This is a genomic window from Acidisoma sibiricum, from assembly GCF_057837225.1.
Map to the genome: position 1 here is coordinate 461,446 of NZ_JBYQFD010000002.1, position 16,080 is coordinate 477,525.

Annotated in this window: 10 protein-coding genes and 2 pseudogenes; 10 read left to right on the forward strand and 2 right to left on the reverse strand. The window is 61.6% G+C overall.

Features of this window, described 5'->3' with window-relative positions:
- Nucleotides 1-13 precede the first annotated feature (13 nt).
- Nucleotides 14-1,024, forward strand: a complete 1,011-nt coding sequence (locus AC3G7M_RS20515; protein ID WP_489216495.1) for a helix-turn-helix domain-containing protein — start codon at nucleotides 14-16, stop codon at nucleotides 1,022-1,024.
- 448 nt (nucleotides 1,025-1,472) lie between these two features.
- Complete coding sequence (locus AC3G7M_RS20520) at nucleotides 1,473-8,423, forward strand: hypothetical protein (RefSeq protein ID WP_489216497.1); 6,951 nt, start codon at nucleotides 1,473-1,475, stop codon at nucleotides 8,421-8,423.
- Here AC3G7M_RS20520 and AC3G7M_RS20525 read toward each other — a convergent pair.
- Nucleotides 8,387-8,758 (reverse strand): annotated as a pseudogene (locus tag AC3G7M_RS20525) (cupin domain-containing protein); the annotation flags it as partial. The gene AC3G7M_RS20520 and the pseudogene AC3G7M_RS20525 sit on opposite strands and share 37 nt — an antisense overlap.
- A 376-nt stretch (nucleotides 8,759-9,134) precedes the next feature.
- Between AC3G7M_RS20525 and AC3G7M_RS20530 the strand changes: the two are divergent.
- Nucleotides 9,135-9,608, forward strand: coding sequence for a nuclear transport factor 2 family protein (locus tag AC3G7M_RS20530; RefSeq protein ID WP_489216499.1), 474 nt, complete (start codon nucleotides 9,135-9,137; stop codon nucleotides 9,606-9,608).
- 321 nt (nucleotides 9,609-9,929) lie between these two features.
- The gene (locus tag AC3G7M_RS20535) at nucleotides 9,930-10,175 is read left to right on the forward strand and encodes a zinc-binding dehydrogenase (RefSeq protein ID WP_489217132.1); all 246 of its coding nucleotides are present in this window, start codon (nucleotides 9,930-9,932) and stop codon (nucleotides 10,173-10,175) included.
- Nucleotides 10,176-10,590: 415 nt separating this feature from the next.
- Here AC3G7M_RS20535 and AC3G7M_RS20540 read toward each other — a convergent pair whose 3' ends face one another.
- Nucleotides 10,591-11,574, reverse strand: a complete 984-nt coding sequence (locus tag AC3G7M_RS20540) for an alpha/beta fold hydrolase (protein ID WP_489216501.1) — start codon at nucleotides 11,572-11,574, stop codon at nucleotides 10,591-10,593.
- Between the two features lie 365 nt (nucleotides 11,575-11,939).
- Here AC3G7M_RS20540 and AC3G7M_RS20545 point away from each other — a divergent pair, with 365 nt between their 5' ends.
- The 6 genes and pseudogenes from AC3G7M_RS20545 to AC3G7M_RS20570 all read left to right on the forward strand — a co-directional run bounded on the left by AC3G7M_RS20545 (nucleotide 11,940) and on the right by AC3G7M_RS20570 (nucleotide 16,023).
- Nucleotides 11,940-12,362: a hypothetical protein gene (locus AC3G7M_RS20545; protein WP_489216503.1), complete on the forward strand. Its 423-nt coding sequence runs from the start codon at nucleotides 11,940-11,942 to the stop codon at nucleotides 12,360-12,362.
- Between the two features lie 15 nt (nucleotides 12,363-12,377).
- Nucleotides 12,378-12,649 (forward strand): annotated as a pseudogene (locus AC3G7M_RS20550) (efflux RND transporter permease subunit); the annotation flags it as partial.
- Nucleotides 12,650-13,165: 516 nt separating this feature from the next.
- Entirely contained in the window at nucleotides 13,166-13,945 is a 780-nt protein-coding gene (locus AC3G7M_RS20555) for an alpha/beta fold hydrolase (protein ID WP_489216505.1), read from the forward strand.
- Between the two features lie 33 nt (nucleotides 13,946-13,978).
- Nucleotides 13,979-14,404, forward strand: a complete 426-nt coding sequence (locus AC3G7M_RS20560; protein WP_489216507.1) for an OsmC family peroxiredoxin — start codon at nucleotides 13,979-13,981, stop codon at nucleotides 14,402-14,404.
- Between the two features lie 393 nt (nucleotides 14,405-14,797).
- Nucleotides 14,798-15,262 carry a DUF4126 family protein gene (locus AC3G7M_RS20565; RefSeq protein WP_489216509.1) on the forward strand — a complete coding sequence of 155 codons (465 nt, stop codon included), beginning with the start codon at nucleotides 14,798-14,800 and terminating at the stop codon, nucleotides 15,260-15,262.
- A gap of 416 nt (nucleotides 15,263-15,678) precedes the next feature.
- On the forward strand, nucleotides 15,679-16,023 hold the full coding sequence (locus AC3G7M_RS20570) for a carbohydrate porin (RefSeq protein WP_489216511.1): 345 nt from the start codon (nucleotides 15,679-15,681) through the stop codon (nucleotides 16,021-16,023).
- Nucleotides 16,024-16,080 lie beyond the last annotated feature (57 nt).

Consider the following 16,080-nt stretch of genomic DNA (forward strand, 5'->3'; position numbering starts at 1 on the left):
TAACGTCTTCGCAATGATCAAGAGTTCCGACCGTGTGGGCCCGCTGGGGGCGCCGCCAGAGTTTGACGCGGTGTCGATTGCCTCGTTCTCGACCGATTCCGTGCCCCCGGCGCATCGTATCGACTATTGGCATAGCGGCGTGCTGCGCCGGCTGGACAGCCTGCCCGGTTTGGATGAAAGCACGCCGTTTCGCGCCAAGCTGACACGGCTGGCAGGGTTGGGCGGGGAATTGCTGGACCATAGCGGCGGTCCGCAGCAGGTGCGGCGCGACACCGCGCGCTGCCGCGCCGACGGGCGCGATGATATCAGCCTCAATTTGATGCTCCTGTCGCCCAGCACCTACGTGGCGCATGGCGCTGCCAGGGTCGCCATGCGCACTGGCGATATGATGATAAACGATTGCACTCTGGCGACGGAGATCAAGCGTGATAAGCACCGGGCGATCAGCCTGTTCATTCCACGGGCGAAAGTGAAGGCGATCTGTCCAGACCCTAGCCGGCTGGCCGGTCGGCTGATGCGGTCCGACGGCATTGCCGATGTTTTGCGTTCGCATCTACAGGTGACCCTCGACAATGCTGCGCATATGCAGCCCCAACAGCAGATTCTAGCGTTGGACATTGCCATGCAGCTGGCGCTTGTCGCGCTGTCGGAGGAGGCCGGCACCCTTGTCGATGCCGTGGTACTGGACGAAGGGCTGTACCATGCGGCAAAAGCACATATCGTCCAAGACTGTACTAATTTCGCAACGAACCCATTGTCTGTCGTGCTGCACTTGAAGTGTTCCCGAAGCGTGCTTTACCGGGCATTTGCCAAGCATGGTGACAGTGTGTCGGCCTGCATCTGGCGGGCCCGTCTTGCTCATGCAAGGCAGATGCTCAATGCGAGCCGCTACCGTCATCTCCCGATCAACGACATCGCGTTCCGAAGTGGATTTGCCGACCATTCAACCTTCGACCGAATGTTCAAGCGCGCCTATGGCATGAAGCCCAAAGACATGCGCCAGATGAACCTTGAGCGCAGCTAGTGGAGCGAATTTGACGTTTGAACCATGCCTGCCGCAACCGCGCGATCAAACGTCAAATTCAAAAGCTCATCTAGAATCACATATTACCTAATGGTCCGCTGATTCCGACATTCGCTTCAGAGTGTCCCTACGCGCGATTTAAAATATCGAAGGTGGGCCGGTAGACCTTTTAGCGATCGGTCGTGAAACGATCGCGGTCCATCAGGCGCCCACCGTCACCTCCATACGCACTACCCTACGGCCGGCCTGCATTGCAGCATGTGGCTTCGCCGCCAAATCGCCGGGACCGGTAGTCAATTAAATCCGGGGTACGACGGGACTGCCAGCCTAACTGGCCTCAAGGCGTTACGATATAGACTCGTTCGGGCTGTGCGCGAATCCCAGCCGATTGGGAATGCAGGCGCGGCAACCGAGGGTTTGGACCCTCATAACCTCCCGGGAAGTAGATATGTTTCGCAAGCTCCTTGCCTCCCTCGCCATTCTAGGTCTTCCAGGCGGGGCCGAGGCCGGAACCTGCTCTAATCAGGGCAATATCCGGGTCTGCGTCGGCGACTTCAGCAACCCAGGCGGTGTGGCGCTCGACTTTGCTAGTATCGCCAACAACGGAAAAAGCGGCGGCGATGGCTTTGACCCGGGTAGCGGAGCTGCAGGGGATAGCAGCGGCAGTCCGAGCGAACAGTTTTCCGGCTCTGCCTCATCCGGTTCGATCGCCGTACGGGTTTTGAGCCAGGGCGGCGCGGGCGGCAACGGTGGTGGCGCGGTTTTTGGCGGTGGCGGCGAGGGCGGGCGGGGAGGGGAAACCGGTACCGTCGCCCTGACGCTACCCGGTGCGCGCATCGCCGTCAGTGGCAATCAGGCGATAGGTGTGCTCGCGCAGTCGACCGGGGGCGCCGGCGGGCGCGGCGGCAGTGGCACTTTGGGCGCCGGCGGCGCGGTTGGTGGGCTCGGCGCGGCAGGCCGCGCCGTCACTGTGTCGACGAACAACGCCAGCATCAATGCGAATGGAACCAATGCCGTTGGGCTGGCGGCGATCTCCAGCGGCGGCAATGGTGGCAAGGGTGGGACGGGGAACCTCTCAACCGGTGGCGGCCGGGGTGGCAATGGCGGCAATGGCGGCGCCGTCGCCGTCAACCTGATCAACGATACCCAGATCAGAGCGAACGGCGTGGGTGCGATCGGTGTCCTGGCTCAGAGCAATGGCGGACTTGGCGGGCCCGGGGGCAATGGCAATGTAGGCGGCGGCGGCGGCGGCGGCGGTACGGGCGGCAGCGGTGGCGCCGTCACCGTGGAACTGGCCAGCACGGTTGTCACGACCCAGAACCAGTCGATCGGGCTTTTGGCGCAGTCCATCGGTGGATTCGGCGGCAATGGTGGCAGCGCATCGGGCATCGCCGTCACGGGCGGTGCGGGTCAGTCATCCGGCAATGGCGGTTCCGTCGGCGTGAACTTCCATGGCCTCCTGATCACGGACGGGAGCGGCGCCGTGGGGATCGAGGCGCAGTCGATCGGCGGTGGTGGCGGCGCTGGCGGGTCTTCGTCGGGCATTGCCACGGTCGGCGGGTCCGGCGCGGGCGGTGGCAACGCGGGTGCCATTTCCCTCCGCTTTGGGAATATCAACAGCTACGACATCACGCAGACTTTCACGCGGGGGCCCTTCGCTCCCGCCCTCTTGGCCCAATCGGTCGGCGGCGGCGGCGGCAGTGGTGGTGGCGGCGCGGGTATTGTGAACGTCGGTGGGGATGCCGGCGGCGGCGGCAACGGCGGCAACATCTCCTTCCAGGCCCAGGGGCCCGGTTCGCTGTTCGATACCAAGGGCGCGGAATCGGATGGGGTGCAGTTGCAGTCCATCGGCGGCGGTGGCGGCACCGGCGGCTACTCTGTGTCTGTTGGCCCCGTCTTCTCGTTGGCGGTCGGCGGCAGTGGCGGCGGTGGCGGCAATGGTGGCAACATCTGGGTCAACCAATCCGGCTCGCAACAACCCATCACCATCTCGACCAGCGGCAATGGGTCGACAGGCCTGTCTCTGGAATCAACCGGCGGCGGCGGTGGCGCCGGCGGGTGGGCGGCAAGTGCCGCAGTGGGCAATATTGCCGTCTCGACCGCTGTGGGCGGCAGCGGCGGGAATGGCGGGAGTGCTGGCTCCATCCTCATGGCCGGGAGGGGCAGTATCGCCACTGGCGGTGATGATGCCGCCGGAATTCTGGCACAATCCGCGGGGGGCGGCGGCGGCCAGAGCGGGCTCGCCTTGAGCCTTGCCTTATCGACCAATGCTTCGGCAGCCGTGTCGGTGGGTGGGTCCGGCGGCAGCGGTGGCAATGGCGGTACCGCGGCTGTCGCTTGGCTCGGCGCCGATAGCAGCATTACGACCATGCGTAATTTCTCGCCCGGGCTGGAGGTGGAGTCAGAAGGCGGTGGCGGCGGCGATGCAGGTCTGACGATCGCAGGCGCGGGCTCCGTCGGGGGGGCGCTTGCTCTGGGTATCGGCGGCAGGGGTGGCAATGGTGGCACCTCCGGCATTGCCGTTGTGGATGCCCAAGGCAGGGTAACGACGAACGGCAATGACTCCGCCGGGATTTTGGCGGAATCGATTGCGGGTGGCGGCGGTAACGGCAGCGTCACAATCGCAGCGGCCTTAGGCGGCCAGGCCGCGCTCAGCGCGGCGGTGGGTGGCAGCGGCGGCAGCGGCCAAGCGGCCGGGGCCGCGGAGGCTTCGTTCAACGGCACGCTATCCACCGCGGGCCTAGATTCGCCTGGTGTGAGTGCCGCGTCCGTCGGCGGTGGCGGCGGCGCGGGCGGCTTCGCCGGGGCCGTATCGCTCAGCCGGGGACCCGCGACACTCGGCGTCGCGGTCGGCGGCGGCGGCGGTTCGGGCGGCAGCGGCGGCTCGGCCGATGCGACTTTGAGCGGCGGCACGATCTCGACCTTGGGCGCATCGTCAGCGGGCCTTAGCGCCACCTCCATCGGCGGCGGCGGCGGCTCGGGCGGGTTCGCGCTCGGCGTCACCGGCGGTAGCGGCTCGCTCAGCGGAAACGCGGCCATCGGCGGCTCGGGCGCCGGCGGGGCCGCCGGCGGCGCGGCGAGTGTGAATGCGACAGGCGCCATCACTACCGCGGGGCCATTATCCGACGGCATCGATGGTATGAGCGTGGGCGGTGGTGGCGGCTCCGGTGGCTTCGCCATCTCGGGCAATCTGGCCATGGGCCAGGCCGGGTTCGGTGTGGCTGTCGGCGGTTCGGGCGCCAATGGCGGGAATGGCGGGAAGTCCGGCGTCGTCAACGCAGCAACCATCAAGACCGGGGGCGCCCTTGCCAATGGCGTTGTCGCCTCAAGCATCGGTGGCGGTGGCGGTGAGGGCGGTTTCGCGATTGCGGGCAACATCACCGCGGGCAGTTCACCCAAAGGCATCACCATCGGGATCGGAGGCGGCGGTGGAACTGGCGGCAATGCAGGCGTCGTCACCGTCAGGAACACGGGGGCGGTGACGGTTGCCGGCACGGGGTCCTCAGGTATTATCGCCACAAGCGATGGCGGCGGCGGCGGCAATGCCGGCTTCTCTGGAACTCTCGCGCTTGGCGCGAGTTCGTCGCTGACGACAAGCGTCACGGTCGGTCGGTCGGGCGGCAGCGGCGGCAACGGCAATACCGTCACCGTCTCCAACAGCGGCAATATTACCTTGCCACAATCGACCGCCTCGACACCGGCAGCGGGTGGGTTCGGCCTACTCGCCTTGAGTGTGGGCGGAGGCGGCGGCGATGGCGGTAGTGCTGGGTCGCTTCAGATCAGCGGCAAATCTTCCTGGAGCGCCAACCTGACTGTGGGCGGCGCGGGCGGCAGCGGGGGCACGGGCGCTCCGGTCCAGGTGAGCCAATCCGGTGCCGTCCAGACCTTTGCCGACGAGGCCAGCGATATTGTGGCGCAGAGCGTGGGCGGTGGCGGCGGTGATGGCGGTTTCGCCTTTGCTCAGAGCTATTCGGGCGGCTACCTCTCCGCGAATCTGACTGTCGCGGTTGGCGGGAAAGGCGGCAAAGGGGGTGACGCGAGCACCGTGTTCGTCAGCAACTCGGGCGCTCTGAACACATCGGGAAATAGCGCCAGCGGCATCTTGGCGGAAAGTGTCGGCGGTGGCGGCGGCAACGGCGGCCTGGCATCCTCCACCTCGGGCCTCATCTCGGCGCAGAGCGGTGGCAGCGCGTCCTTCGCGGTCGGCGGGAATGGTGGCGTGGCCGGCCAGGGTTCCACCGTCACCGTCGCCAACTCTGCGCCGATCGCGACCAGGGGCGGCAGCGCCGACGGCATCTTGGCGCAATCTGTCGGTGGCGGCGGCGGCAATGGTGGCGATGCCAGAGGCGTCGCACAGACCCTCTCGCTCTTGTCGCCGGGGAATCCAGAAGCGGGGAAGGCATTCGCTGTTTCCGTGTCCGTCGGCGGAGAAGGGGGAGCCTCTGGAAACGGCGGCATAGTTTCGGTCTCGAACAATTCCGCGATCACGGTGTCCGGCGCCAATGCCCGCGGCATCGAGGCCCAGAGTGTGGGCGGCGGCGGCGGCACGGGCGGAGATCTCTCGGCAAACGGATCGGAGTTTCTTTCGCTTCTGTCCTTGGCGAACGTCGTGGCGAGAAAGGAGTCCGTCTATCCGATCTCGATCAATGTCGGTGGCAGCGGCGGCGCCTCCGGTTCCGGTGGGTCGGTCGGTGTCCGGAACACGGCCTCGATCACGACCTCCGGCACGGAAGATATCGCGATCGAGGCGCAATCTGTCGGCGGTGGCGGCGGCGATGGTGGGTTCGGGCTGCCAGGCCGGGTCAATGTCGGCGGTCAGGGCGGCAGCAGCGGCAATGGCGGTGTCGTTACCGTGGACAATAGCGCGACCCTGGTGACGACCGGCGATTCCGGGATTGGCATCATGGCGGAGAGCATCGGTGGTGGCGGCGGTAATGGTGGCGACACGAATTCGCCGCTCTCCGCTCCGACATCGGCCGTTGGCTTGTCGATCGGCGGGTTTGGCGGCGCGAGCGGGTCCGGCGGCACGGTGGGCGTCGTCAATACTGGCGCCATCACAACGGAGCGCGGCTATGCCCCGGCGATCTTCGCCCAGAGCGTGGGCGGCGGCGGAGGCACGGGCGGAGACGGTGTGCCGGTGCTGGCACCCAAGATCACGGTGCCCGGGCTTGGCAGCAACGGCGGCAATGGCGGCAGCGTCATTGTGAGCAATAGTGCCGCGATTGCGACCGCGGGCACGGCATCCTATGGCATCATGGCGGAGAGCGTGGGCGGTGGCGGCGGCGTTGCCGGCGACTATTCCGGTGGCCTAGCAGAAAACGACGTGCCGGGCGTCACCCTCCCCGACACCTCCTTTACCTCTTCCTCCGGCGACATCGCCACCTCGGCCGGCGGCAGCGGTGGCAATGTTTCCGTCAACAACAGCGGGACTATAACCGTGACGGGCTCCGGCACCGTTGGCATTCTGGCGCAAAGCGTGGGCGGCGCCGGCGGCTTGCTCGGCACGTCAGGTGGCGCAGGCTTTCTGGGCAGCCTGGGGCTTGGGGCCGGTACTGGCGGCAACGTCACGCTCACGCAATCGGGCATCGTGCAGGCGCTTGGCACTTATGACGTGGGCGTGCTGTTGCAGAGCGTGGGGCCGGGAGGCAATGGCACGATCGACGCCACGATTAACGGACAAATAGTCACCACCGCTCCGACCAGCTCGGCCATGGTGGTGAGTGGCGGCAATAACAACACGATCACAATCGGCAAGACCGGCGTGATTTCCGGACAGAAGGCGCTGTTCACCGGATCGGGCAACGATACGGTGAATAACTACGGCACCATCACCGGGCTGATCAATCTTGGCGCAGGCGCTAACAGCCTGAACAACCAGGGCGGCGGCATTCTCAATACCGCGGCGACCGTTAATCTTGGTTCCGGTGTGCTGATGAATGCGGGCACAATCCTGCCCGGCGGCGGCACTGCCGTTCAAACCACGACAATCACGGGGAAATTTGATAATACAAGCAGCGGCGTCCTGAGAATTAGCCTGGCCAACACGGGTACCGAGCCTGGCCAGCTGCAGTCATCTCAAATCGTAGTCAATGGACAGACCTCGCTAAGCGGTAAGATCGTCGTCGCGGCGATCCCCGGAGGCGAGCTGATGGTTCCTGGCACCTATGCGATCACACCGCTTATATCAACAAATAAGATTCTTGATACGTCTACCACATCGAGTGCCGATGCGATCATTGGGGTCCTGAACGAGGAGGACGTTGGCAGTAGCATTCAAACGCAGGTCAAAGTCGACTATACCGTGCATGGGACAAAATCGACCACCGCCGCCAATTCGATTGCCGATGCCATTACGGCCGTTGCCAATAATGAAACCTCGGTGCTTCCCATCGACGCGGCTCTGGCCGATATGGAGCAAGCCCCTACGGAGGCAGCGCTCGAGACGGATTATGAAAGCTTTAGTCCGCAAGCCTATGCCGCCAGCCGTGTTGCCACCACCTATGCAGCGCTTGGCTACAACGATCTGTTATTCGATGGCGGCGCGGGAGCGCGTTTCCGCACAGAATCCGATGACGGCCATGTCTTCTGGCTGGATACCTCCGGCGGCGTCTATCACTCGATCGCCGCACAGACGAATTTCTCTCAGAGTGGCGCCGGCCCCAGTGTGGGTGGCCTTGCAGACCTAGCTGACGGTTGGAGAGTCGGGTTCGGAGCCGGACTGCAATATCTGACGAATAATCTAAATGGATACGCGAATGGCCAGGGTTGGATTGGCACTGCCGGACTAACGGCCGCCCATAGCCTAGGGCCGATCGACGCCGCTGTTGCGCTAAGCGCTGGAGCCGAAGGATCGCAAATGAGCCGCACCGTTGCGGAAGGGCCGGTTGGCGCAACCGCGAGCGGTTCACAGACCATTGCCTTTGCGACGGCCACTGGGCGTCTCTCGCACGGCTTCCCCGTTGGAGGATGGGAAATCCGGCCGCTTGTAGAGGCGAGCGTGATCGGGATGGATACCCCGCCCATGACGGAAAGTGGTGCTGGCGCTCTGGATCTGTCCGTCGATGGAGCCACGACAGCTGCTTTACGGGGCACCGCTGCGGTCGCGCTGAGCGGCACCGTGCAAATTTTTGGCTTGCCCGTGCATCCCACCCTCCAGCTCGGTGCAAGTGGTTGGCTCGCTGGCGGTGGCGCGACGGTCACGGCCGCGTTCCAGCAAGTGCCGGCCGGCACGCCTTCAGTCATTGGCTATGCCCCCGACAACGGCGTGATGGGCGACGTTGGTCTGCGGTTCACAGTGGCAACACGGGGCGGGGTTGATTTAAGGCTAGCCTATGCGGGTCAGTTTAACGCCCAAACGAGCATTCAAGTTTTTGGACTCGAGGCGACTATGAAATTTTGACGGCGATCGGCACCTGAAGTGCGCCCAGTCGGTGGGTAGAGAGGGTGATTTGAAATGACCCTCTCGCGCAGCGCCCGGTTGATAAAAGCTATGTGTAGCGAACTGCAATCATCGCGGGCTTCCTCTCGATATATGGCACAATGGAATGCCTCGATAGGGTCGGCGTCGCCATTCGTGTCGAAAGCGATTTCATGTCCTTGCCCGTGCGGCAGAAGAGCTAGATCACAAGGTTCAAGACGGACAACCGCTCCGTCGTGCAACCGCAGATCGAGCGTGCCTGCGGTGACGAGATGCACATGGGAAGGTCCTGCGGGAAGCGCAGCCGCCACGGATCGTGAAGCTCGGCCCGATAGACTGTTTCACCCCTCAGCCATACCCAGGCCAGAAGATGCGACAGAGCATCGGGGCGGGTCGGAGGTGCGCTGGGCATGCCCTCGAGATCAGGACGATCGGTCAAGTGTTCCAGCTTTCCTATTGCCGAGGAAGAAGTGCCTTTCGAATCGCAGACCCCACCTTGCGCAACCGATGATGATGTTCTGGTCAAAGTGAAAATCATCATATAAGATAGAGACACTTGCGAAACTATCCATCATTGCAATTTAGGCCGAATGAAACCCGAACGATTGTCCGGCAGATAAATTACACCAGGATCAGACTTGCGACGCCGATTGGATTCGGGGTCCAATGCCAACTCATATGAGGAGACTCATTATGTCAGATAAACGTGACATTCAGGAGGTGCTGGCGCGCTATGTTCGGGCGGCCGACCGCCGGGACAGCGCGGCAATGACGGACCTGTTCCTGCCCAAGGGCAAGGTCGAAATCTTCTATAACAATGCCGGCGCACCCGTGCTGATAGGCGAGTTGATCGGATCGCAAGCCATCGGTGCGGCCGTGACCACGATGATGAAGCCACATCCGCCTCTGGGATGGAGCCATCACACAACCCATGACCCTATCATTGAAGTAGATGGTGATACCGCGATGCTTGATGCCCAGTTTGTGGTGTTCAACGTCATTGGCGCGGAAAAGCCCGACAGCGGATGGCCCCAAGGAGCCCAGGGGGCGCAAGGTGCCGTCATCCCAATCGAGAGTGGCTATTACCGTCCGATTTTGAAGAAGGTCGATGGGCGCTGGATGTTAGCGCAGCACCGCATCTATCTCGACCTTCCGATGGCCTTCTAGGGGGTGCGATATAAAAGGCGTTTCCTATAGCCGCTTTGGCGGATCGAAAGTTCTCTAATATGGCGAACTACCAGAGCCAAAGCTATCACAAAACGCTGTAATCGTTCACATGAAGGCGGCAGCCGTTAATCCGGCATAAACGGCACCTATGCCGAGCTTGTGAGCGGTCCCGTCGATCGCCTATGGCGAAAACCAAAGAATACCTCATGGGGCGAAGCCTCTGTACTTCCGCTTGCAGGCCCGACCGCCTATCGCGCGGTGATTGGTACACTGCGCGTCTCTAGCGTCGACATCCTTCTTGTGCTCGGTGCTTCGGGAGGCGTGGGTTCGCTGGCAGCTCAGTTGGCGGCGGGCGCAGGCGCGACTGCCATTGGAAGTGCCTCAGCCCGCCACAAAGCTTATGTGACGTCGCTTGGCGCGGAACCAGTCGCGTATGGCGACGACATCGCAGAGCAAGTCAGACAGCTAGCGCCTAATGGCGTGACGGCCATCCTGGATTGCGCTGGCCATGGGGAATTAGCGAAGGCTATGGCTGCAGCCGCCCAGGGGCGAGGCTCTGCTCTATAGCAGATGCCGGCCCAGGCATAACAAGCGTCTTCGCCCGACCAGACACCGCGATTCTCGCTCGTCTCGTTGATATGGTCGAGGCCGGAACGCTCCGAGTGACGGTTGCGGCTTCATGCGCCTTGGCAGACGCCGCGATCTCCCAAGGCGCGTTGAAGGCAAGGTCCCACGGACCGGGAAAGGTCATTCTAGTATCCGATATTGCCTAAAGCTTGGAGACCGAATGCCTTGATCGCGTGGCCGGACAAAAGAGCTCGAGCGGAATAAGGGAGCGTAAGCGAACGTATCTCGCTCTAGTGGAGAGAATTTGACGTTAGCGTTTCGGCTGCCGCGGGCTCTTCTTAAGAATCAAATTCAGTTGGAACAGTCGAGCGACTGCCCCCGGCATTGACCGCGGGGGCAGTAGACATCGAGTGATCTATGCGCGGATAAAGGAGAGGATGTCTTGATTGATGACCTCGGCATGCGTGGTGATCATGCCGTGTGGGTAACCGGGGTAGATTTTCAGCGTGCCGCTCTTCAACAGCTTCACCGTGAGCATGGCCGCGTCCTTGTAGGGCACGATCTGGTCATCGTCGCCCTGCATCACGAGCGTCGGCACTTCGATGCTCCTGAGGTCTTCGGTGAAATCGGTCTCCGAGAAAGCCTTGATGCCATCGTAATGGGGCTTCGCGCCGCCCATCATGCCCTGGCGCCACCAATTATCGATCACGCCTTCAATCGGCGTCGCGCCGGGACGGTTGAACCCATAAAACGGACCCGCCGGCAAAACGCGGTAGAATTGCGCCCGGTTGGCGGCCAGGCCGGCGCGCAGGCCATCGAAGGCCTGAACGGGGAGCCCGCCCGGATTGCCCGGCGTCTTTAGCATGAGCGGGGTGACCGCGGCGATCAGAACGGCTTTGGAAACCCGTCCCTTGCCATAACGCGCGACGTAGCGCGCCACCTCACCGCCGCCCGTCGAATGCCCGATATGCACTGCATGCCGAAGGTCCAGGTGATCCACGACGGCGGCTGCGTCGGCGGCGTAGTGATCCATGTCGTGCCCGTCCGAAACTTGGCTTGAGCGCCCATGCCCGCGACGGTCGAAGCCGATAACCCGATAGCCCTGCTGCAGGAAGAACAGCATCTGCGTATCCCAGTCATCGCAGCTCAGAGGCCAGCCATGATGAAAGACAATAGGCTGACCTTGGCCCCAATCCTTGTAATATATCTGGACGCCGTCTTTGGTCGTGATTGTGTTCATCCCATTCGTTCCTTTGCTGCGGGTTGAAGTCAGCGTTGCCGCGCTGGCCGTCCCTATGGAGATTACTGGGATAGCAGCGGCAACGGCCGCCGCCGCGCTGCCGACAATAATGTTGCGGCGAGATGCCGGCGGAGCGTGGCTTGGATCGGTTGTTGTCATGGTGACTTCCCTCTTTTTGTTTCGCAGCGCAGCGACATCGTTCGGTGTTTACAGGCCGATCGTTCGCACCAAATCAACCTCAGGACCAGTTATGCGGTGCAAAGCGCTGTTAATCGTCCTGCAGAATCCAGCCGATTGGTGGCTGAATTCCATCTGAGGCGCTCCACATCGAAGGCGCGAAGTTTCGACGAAGAATCTACCGAGGACATGCGTCAGGATGTGGTGAGCCCTCGTGGATCAGGCCGCCTTTCTCTCGTGCACCGCACATGTGGAACCGATGAAAAATCACCCCATTTTACGCGAGATAACAAGCATCCAGGGATTGAGTAAGCCAAGATTATCCGCCTGTGAGGAGTTAGAATCCGTTGGCAGACACCTCTGACCAGGGCGATCATGGCGCATCCGCTACGGGGGACGGCGATACGAATTATCTGCTCTCCCAACTCCCACCGGCCGTCGCCGCCTTTGTTCGCGCGACCAACCTTGGAGACCTTGATGCCCTGCTGGCAACCTTGGTCGATGATGCTCTCGTCAACGATCAACTCGTCGAGTACTGGGGCAAAGAGGTGATCACAGGGTGGGCCGTGCGCGACATCATTGGTGACCGGCTGACCCTGAAAATCGTCAGTATCGTGGAGCACTACGGTCACTCGATCGTCACCGCCCATGTTGACGGTCTGTTCGACAAGCGCGGGTTGCCGGATCCGCTTGTGCTTGCCTTCTATTTTTCGCCACATGAAGACAAAATTGTTCAACTGATCATTTTGCGCAATCAGCCAGGCACGTGACTGAGTAGATCGACGATCATGCTGGTCGACTTCGCACTCCATGCCGAGCGCGAGCGTGGACTATCCATCGAGAGCGCGATTCACGAAGTCTGCCTGCTCCGCTTCAGGCCCATCCTGATGGCGACGTTCTGTGCCATGTTTGGCGGCGTCCCGCTTATGCTGGGCACCGAACAGGCTCTGAACTCCGCTAGCCGTTGGGCTGTACCGTCGTTGGTGGTTTGCTGGCGTCGCAGCTGCTTACCTTGTTCACCATCCCGGTTGTCTATGTATACATGGGCCAACTGAGCGGGCTCCCGAGCCGCAATCGGCATAAACGGGAAAGCTCAGCGGATCGCGCGCAAGGGGTGTCATGTCATGGATGCTCGGGCAAAGCGGGTAACAGAGGATTGCACGGTCTTACGTGTTGTAACGCTCGATTCTATAGCGGCGGTGTCATCATCTTCCAAGCCAATCCCAACGGATGGCTTATTCCGAGCTCATGAAGAAGGAGATGGCGAAATCCACGCCCGCGACCATAAATGCGCAGAGCTGGAGACGGCTTGTTCCCATGGCGCCAAGCTCAGCGGCATTTGCGGCGCCTATCGTCGCCAGCGTCTGTTGCTTGATCGCAAAGTTCCCTGACAGCGTAGCGGTAGCGGCTTTAGACACTTGCACCTTTATCCAAGAGCTCAGCTCCTCCAAGTTCGACTGGCTGTTTGTCGGCCAAATTTCATGTTCCTGGACGCTTGGCTTAATGTGAACTGACTGACACGCGTTCATCATGCGGTTTGAAGCTGATTTCTCCCAAGGAAGGAAGAAAGTTCATGACGATAGATCGGCGTACGTTCTCTGCTACCGTCGTTGCTGGAGCTGCCATATCGCTGGCCGCGACTCGCGGCATCGCCGCCACGCCTGCTCCCATGAAGGCGCGTAACGTCGTCTTTGTGCACGGGTTGTTCGCTGATGGATCGTGCTGGTCCGCGGTGATCGCCCGACTGCAGGCGGCGGGGCTGAATGCTACTTCCGTACAAAACCCTCTGACGACGCTGCCTGACGCCGTCGACGCGGCCAATCGCGTGCTAGCCCGGCAGGATGGGCCGACCGTGTTTGTGGGGCATTCCTTTTCCGGCATGATCGTCACTCAGGCTGGGGTGCATCCGAATGTCTCCGCTCTTGTCTATGTGGCGGCGCGGGCGCCGGATGCGGGTGAGGATTATACTGCGCTGGCGAAGAAATATCCGACACCCCCGGCATCCGCCGGGATCGTTTTCGATGGCGATGAGGGCCGTCTGACCGAGGCCGCGTTCCTGCGCGACTTCGCCGGTGACGTGCCGAAAGCAAGAGCAAAGGTGCTCTATGCCGTTCAGGAGCCGTTCCACAAAGCCCTGCTCGCAGGCAAGACGACGGTGGCGGCCTGGCGCTCGAAGCCGACCTTCTACGCTGTCTCGACCGAAGACCGTACCATCAATCCCGACCTCGAGCGCTTCATGGCAAAGCGTATGGGCGCGAAGACGATCGAATTTAATTCTAGCCATCTGTCGATGATCTCGCATCCCGATGAGATCACACGACTGATCTTGGAGGCCGCGGGTCAGCACGCGTAGCGGCGACCGCTACAAAGTGATGGAGAAAAGGCCGTGAAACGTTATGGAACCGCAGCCTGGAGCGGCAACCTGCGCGATGGCAAAGGCTCGGTTTCGACCGAGAGTCACGCGCTGGATAGCTATCGCTATACCTACTTCAGCCGCTACGGCGAAATGCCCGTCACCAATCCTGAGGAACTACTCGGCGCTGCCCACGCTGCCTGCTTTGCAATGTCCGTTGTTCGACTGCTTGATATGTCGCACTTCCATGCCGAACAATTGGACAGCAAGTCCGAGGTTGTCATAGACAAGGATGGCAACGGGTTCTCTATCACGTCTGTACATCTTTCGGTCATAGCGGATATACCCGAGATCGACGATGCGACATTTCAATCTATTGCTATGAAAGCCAAGCTCGGGTGCCCGCTTTCCAAGCTTATGAATACAAATGTCACCTTCGAAGCAAGACTGGTTTCCTGATCTTTTTCATCGCTCGACTGACTTTGACCAGTCGGGAGCCTGCGCGCCCTATCCTCCATCTGGCTCATGCTCCAATATACCCATCCTGCAGCGACGTGACGACGCAGCTCACGCGGCGGCGATGAAATGACGGCGTTTAGCGCGAGATAACATGCGCTTCGATGCTAGGTGATCCAGGGTTCTTCTTGTTTAAGAAAGAAGACGCTGTTGGCTGTCACCCCTGCTCTGGACGTTCATGGTGACCTCACAGAGGTGAGCGCTGCCGATCATCTGATCTCGTAACGGCCGCCGACGGTAGCCGCCTTTGTTTACATGACCGACCTCGGAGACCTGTGCGCATGATAACATCGGTGAGCAGATAACTCTAAAGCTTGTTGGTATCGGAGGTACATTATGGCTCTTTATGTTGTCGCCTTGCTTATCGGCATCATCGCTGGACTGCGAGCGATGACCGCGCCTGCCGCCGTCAGTTGGGCGGCCTTTCTAGGCGCTCTAAAACTTTCTCATACGTCGCTCGCCTTCCTGGGTTCCGAGATCACGCCGATCATCTTCACCGTGCTCGCGATTGTCGAACTGGTGACTGACAAACTGCCGAAAACGCCGAGTCGGAAAGTCCCGATGCAGTTTGGCGCCCGTCTCGTGAGCGGCGGTTTTTGCGGGGCGGCAGTCGGGCTGGCTGGGGATGCTTGGGTTGGCGGGCTCGTGGCCGGCTTGATCGGCGCGGTCGTCGGCACATTGGGTGGGGCCGAGGCACGGTCTCGTCTGGCTGGGGCGATCGGCAAAGATTTGCCTGCCGCCTTAATCGAAGATGTCGTGGCAGTCGGAGGTGCCGCGCTTCTGATGGCACTATCGATGTGAGCGGGACCTACAACGCGATCGCCAAGTTTGCGGCCCGGCCAGACGGACTCTGGAGGGGTGCGGCTCCAGCAGCCGTCTCTGCAGACCTCTGGAGCCGCAGCAACCTTCTAGGTGATATGGCGGATTACGCGGCATTCTCAGCAAATACGGCGGCACGCTGCGTATTTCGGACAGCGAAAATTTGCTGGGCAACCTCGCGGGGGGTGTGAAGCAGGGCGCGACAACGCAGGGCGTGACGGCCGGGACCCTGGAGATCGATACCGGATAGGCGTTTGGTCTCCAAGGCGCAACCTTTCATGTAAGCGGTCTGCAAATCCACGCACAATCACTCGGCGGTCCCTACCTCGATAATCTCCAGGCCGCCAACGGGAATTAGGCCGAGGATACGACGCGGATCTGGGAACTCTAGTACGATCATGCTTTCCGAGAGGGGCAAGTTCGACATCAAGGTTGGACAGCAGAGTATCGATAACGAGTTCATCGTAAGCCAAAATTCCGGCCTCTTCATCAACTCCATGGCCGGGTGGCCCTTAGTCCCCTCCGTCGATCTCTATGGCGGCGGCCCGGCATATCCGCTGTCTTCTTTAGGCGTCAGGTTTCAGGCGAAGCCAACCGACAGTATCGCCATTCTTGCCGGCGTCTTCGATGACAACCCCGGCGGTGGCGCCTTCAGTGCCGACGCGCAGGAGTTGGCTAAGCACGGCGCCAGGTATGCCGTGGCCGACCAGTCGGTGTGGCAATCGACGGAGGAAAATTCATGAAGGTTGAGCATCTTCGGCCGCATTATGGGGCGCCGGTTAATCAAAATCTCGTCGACT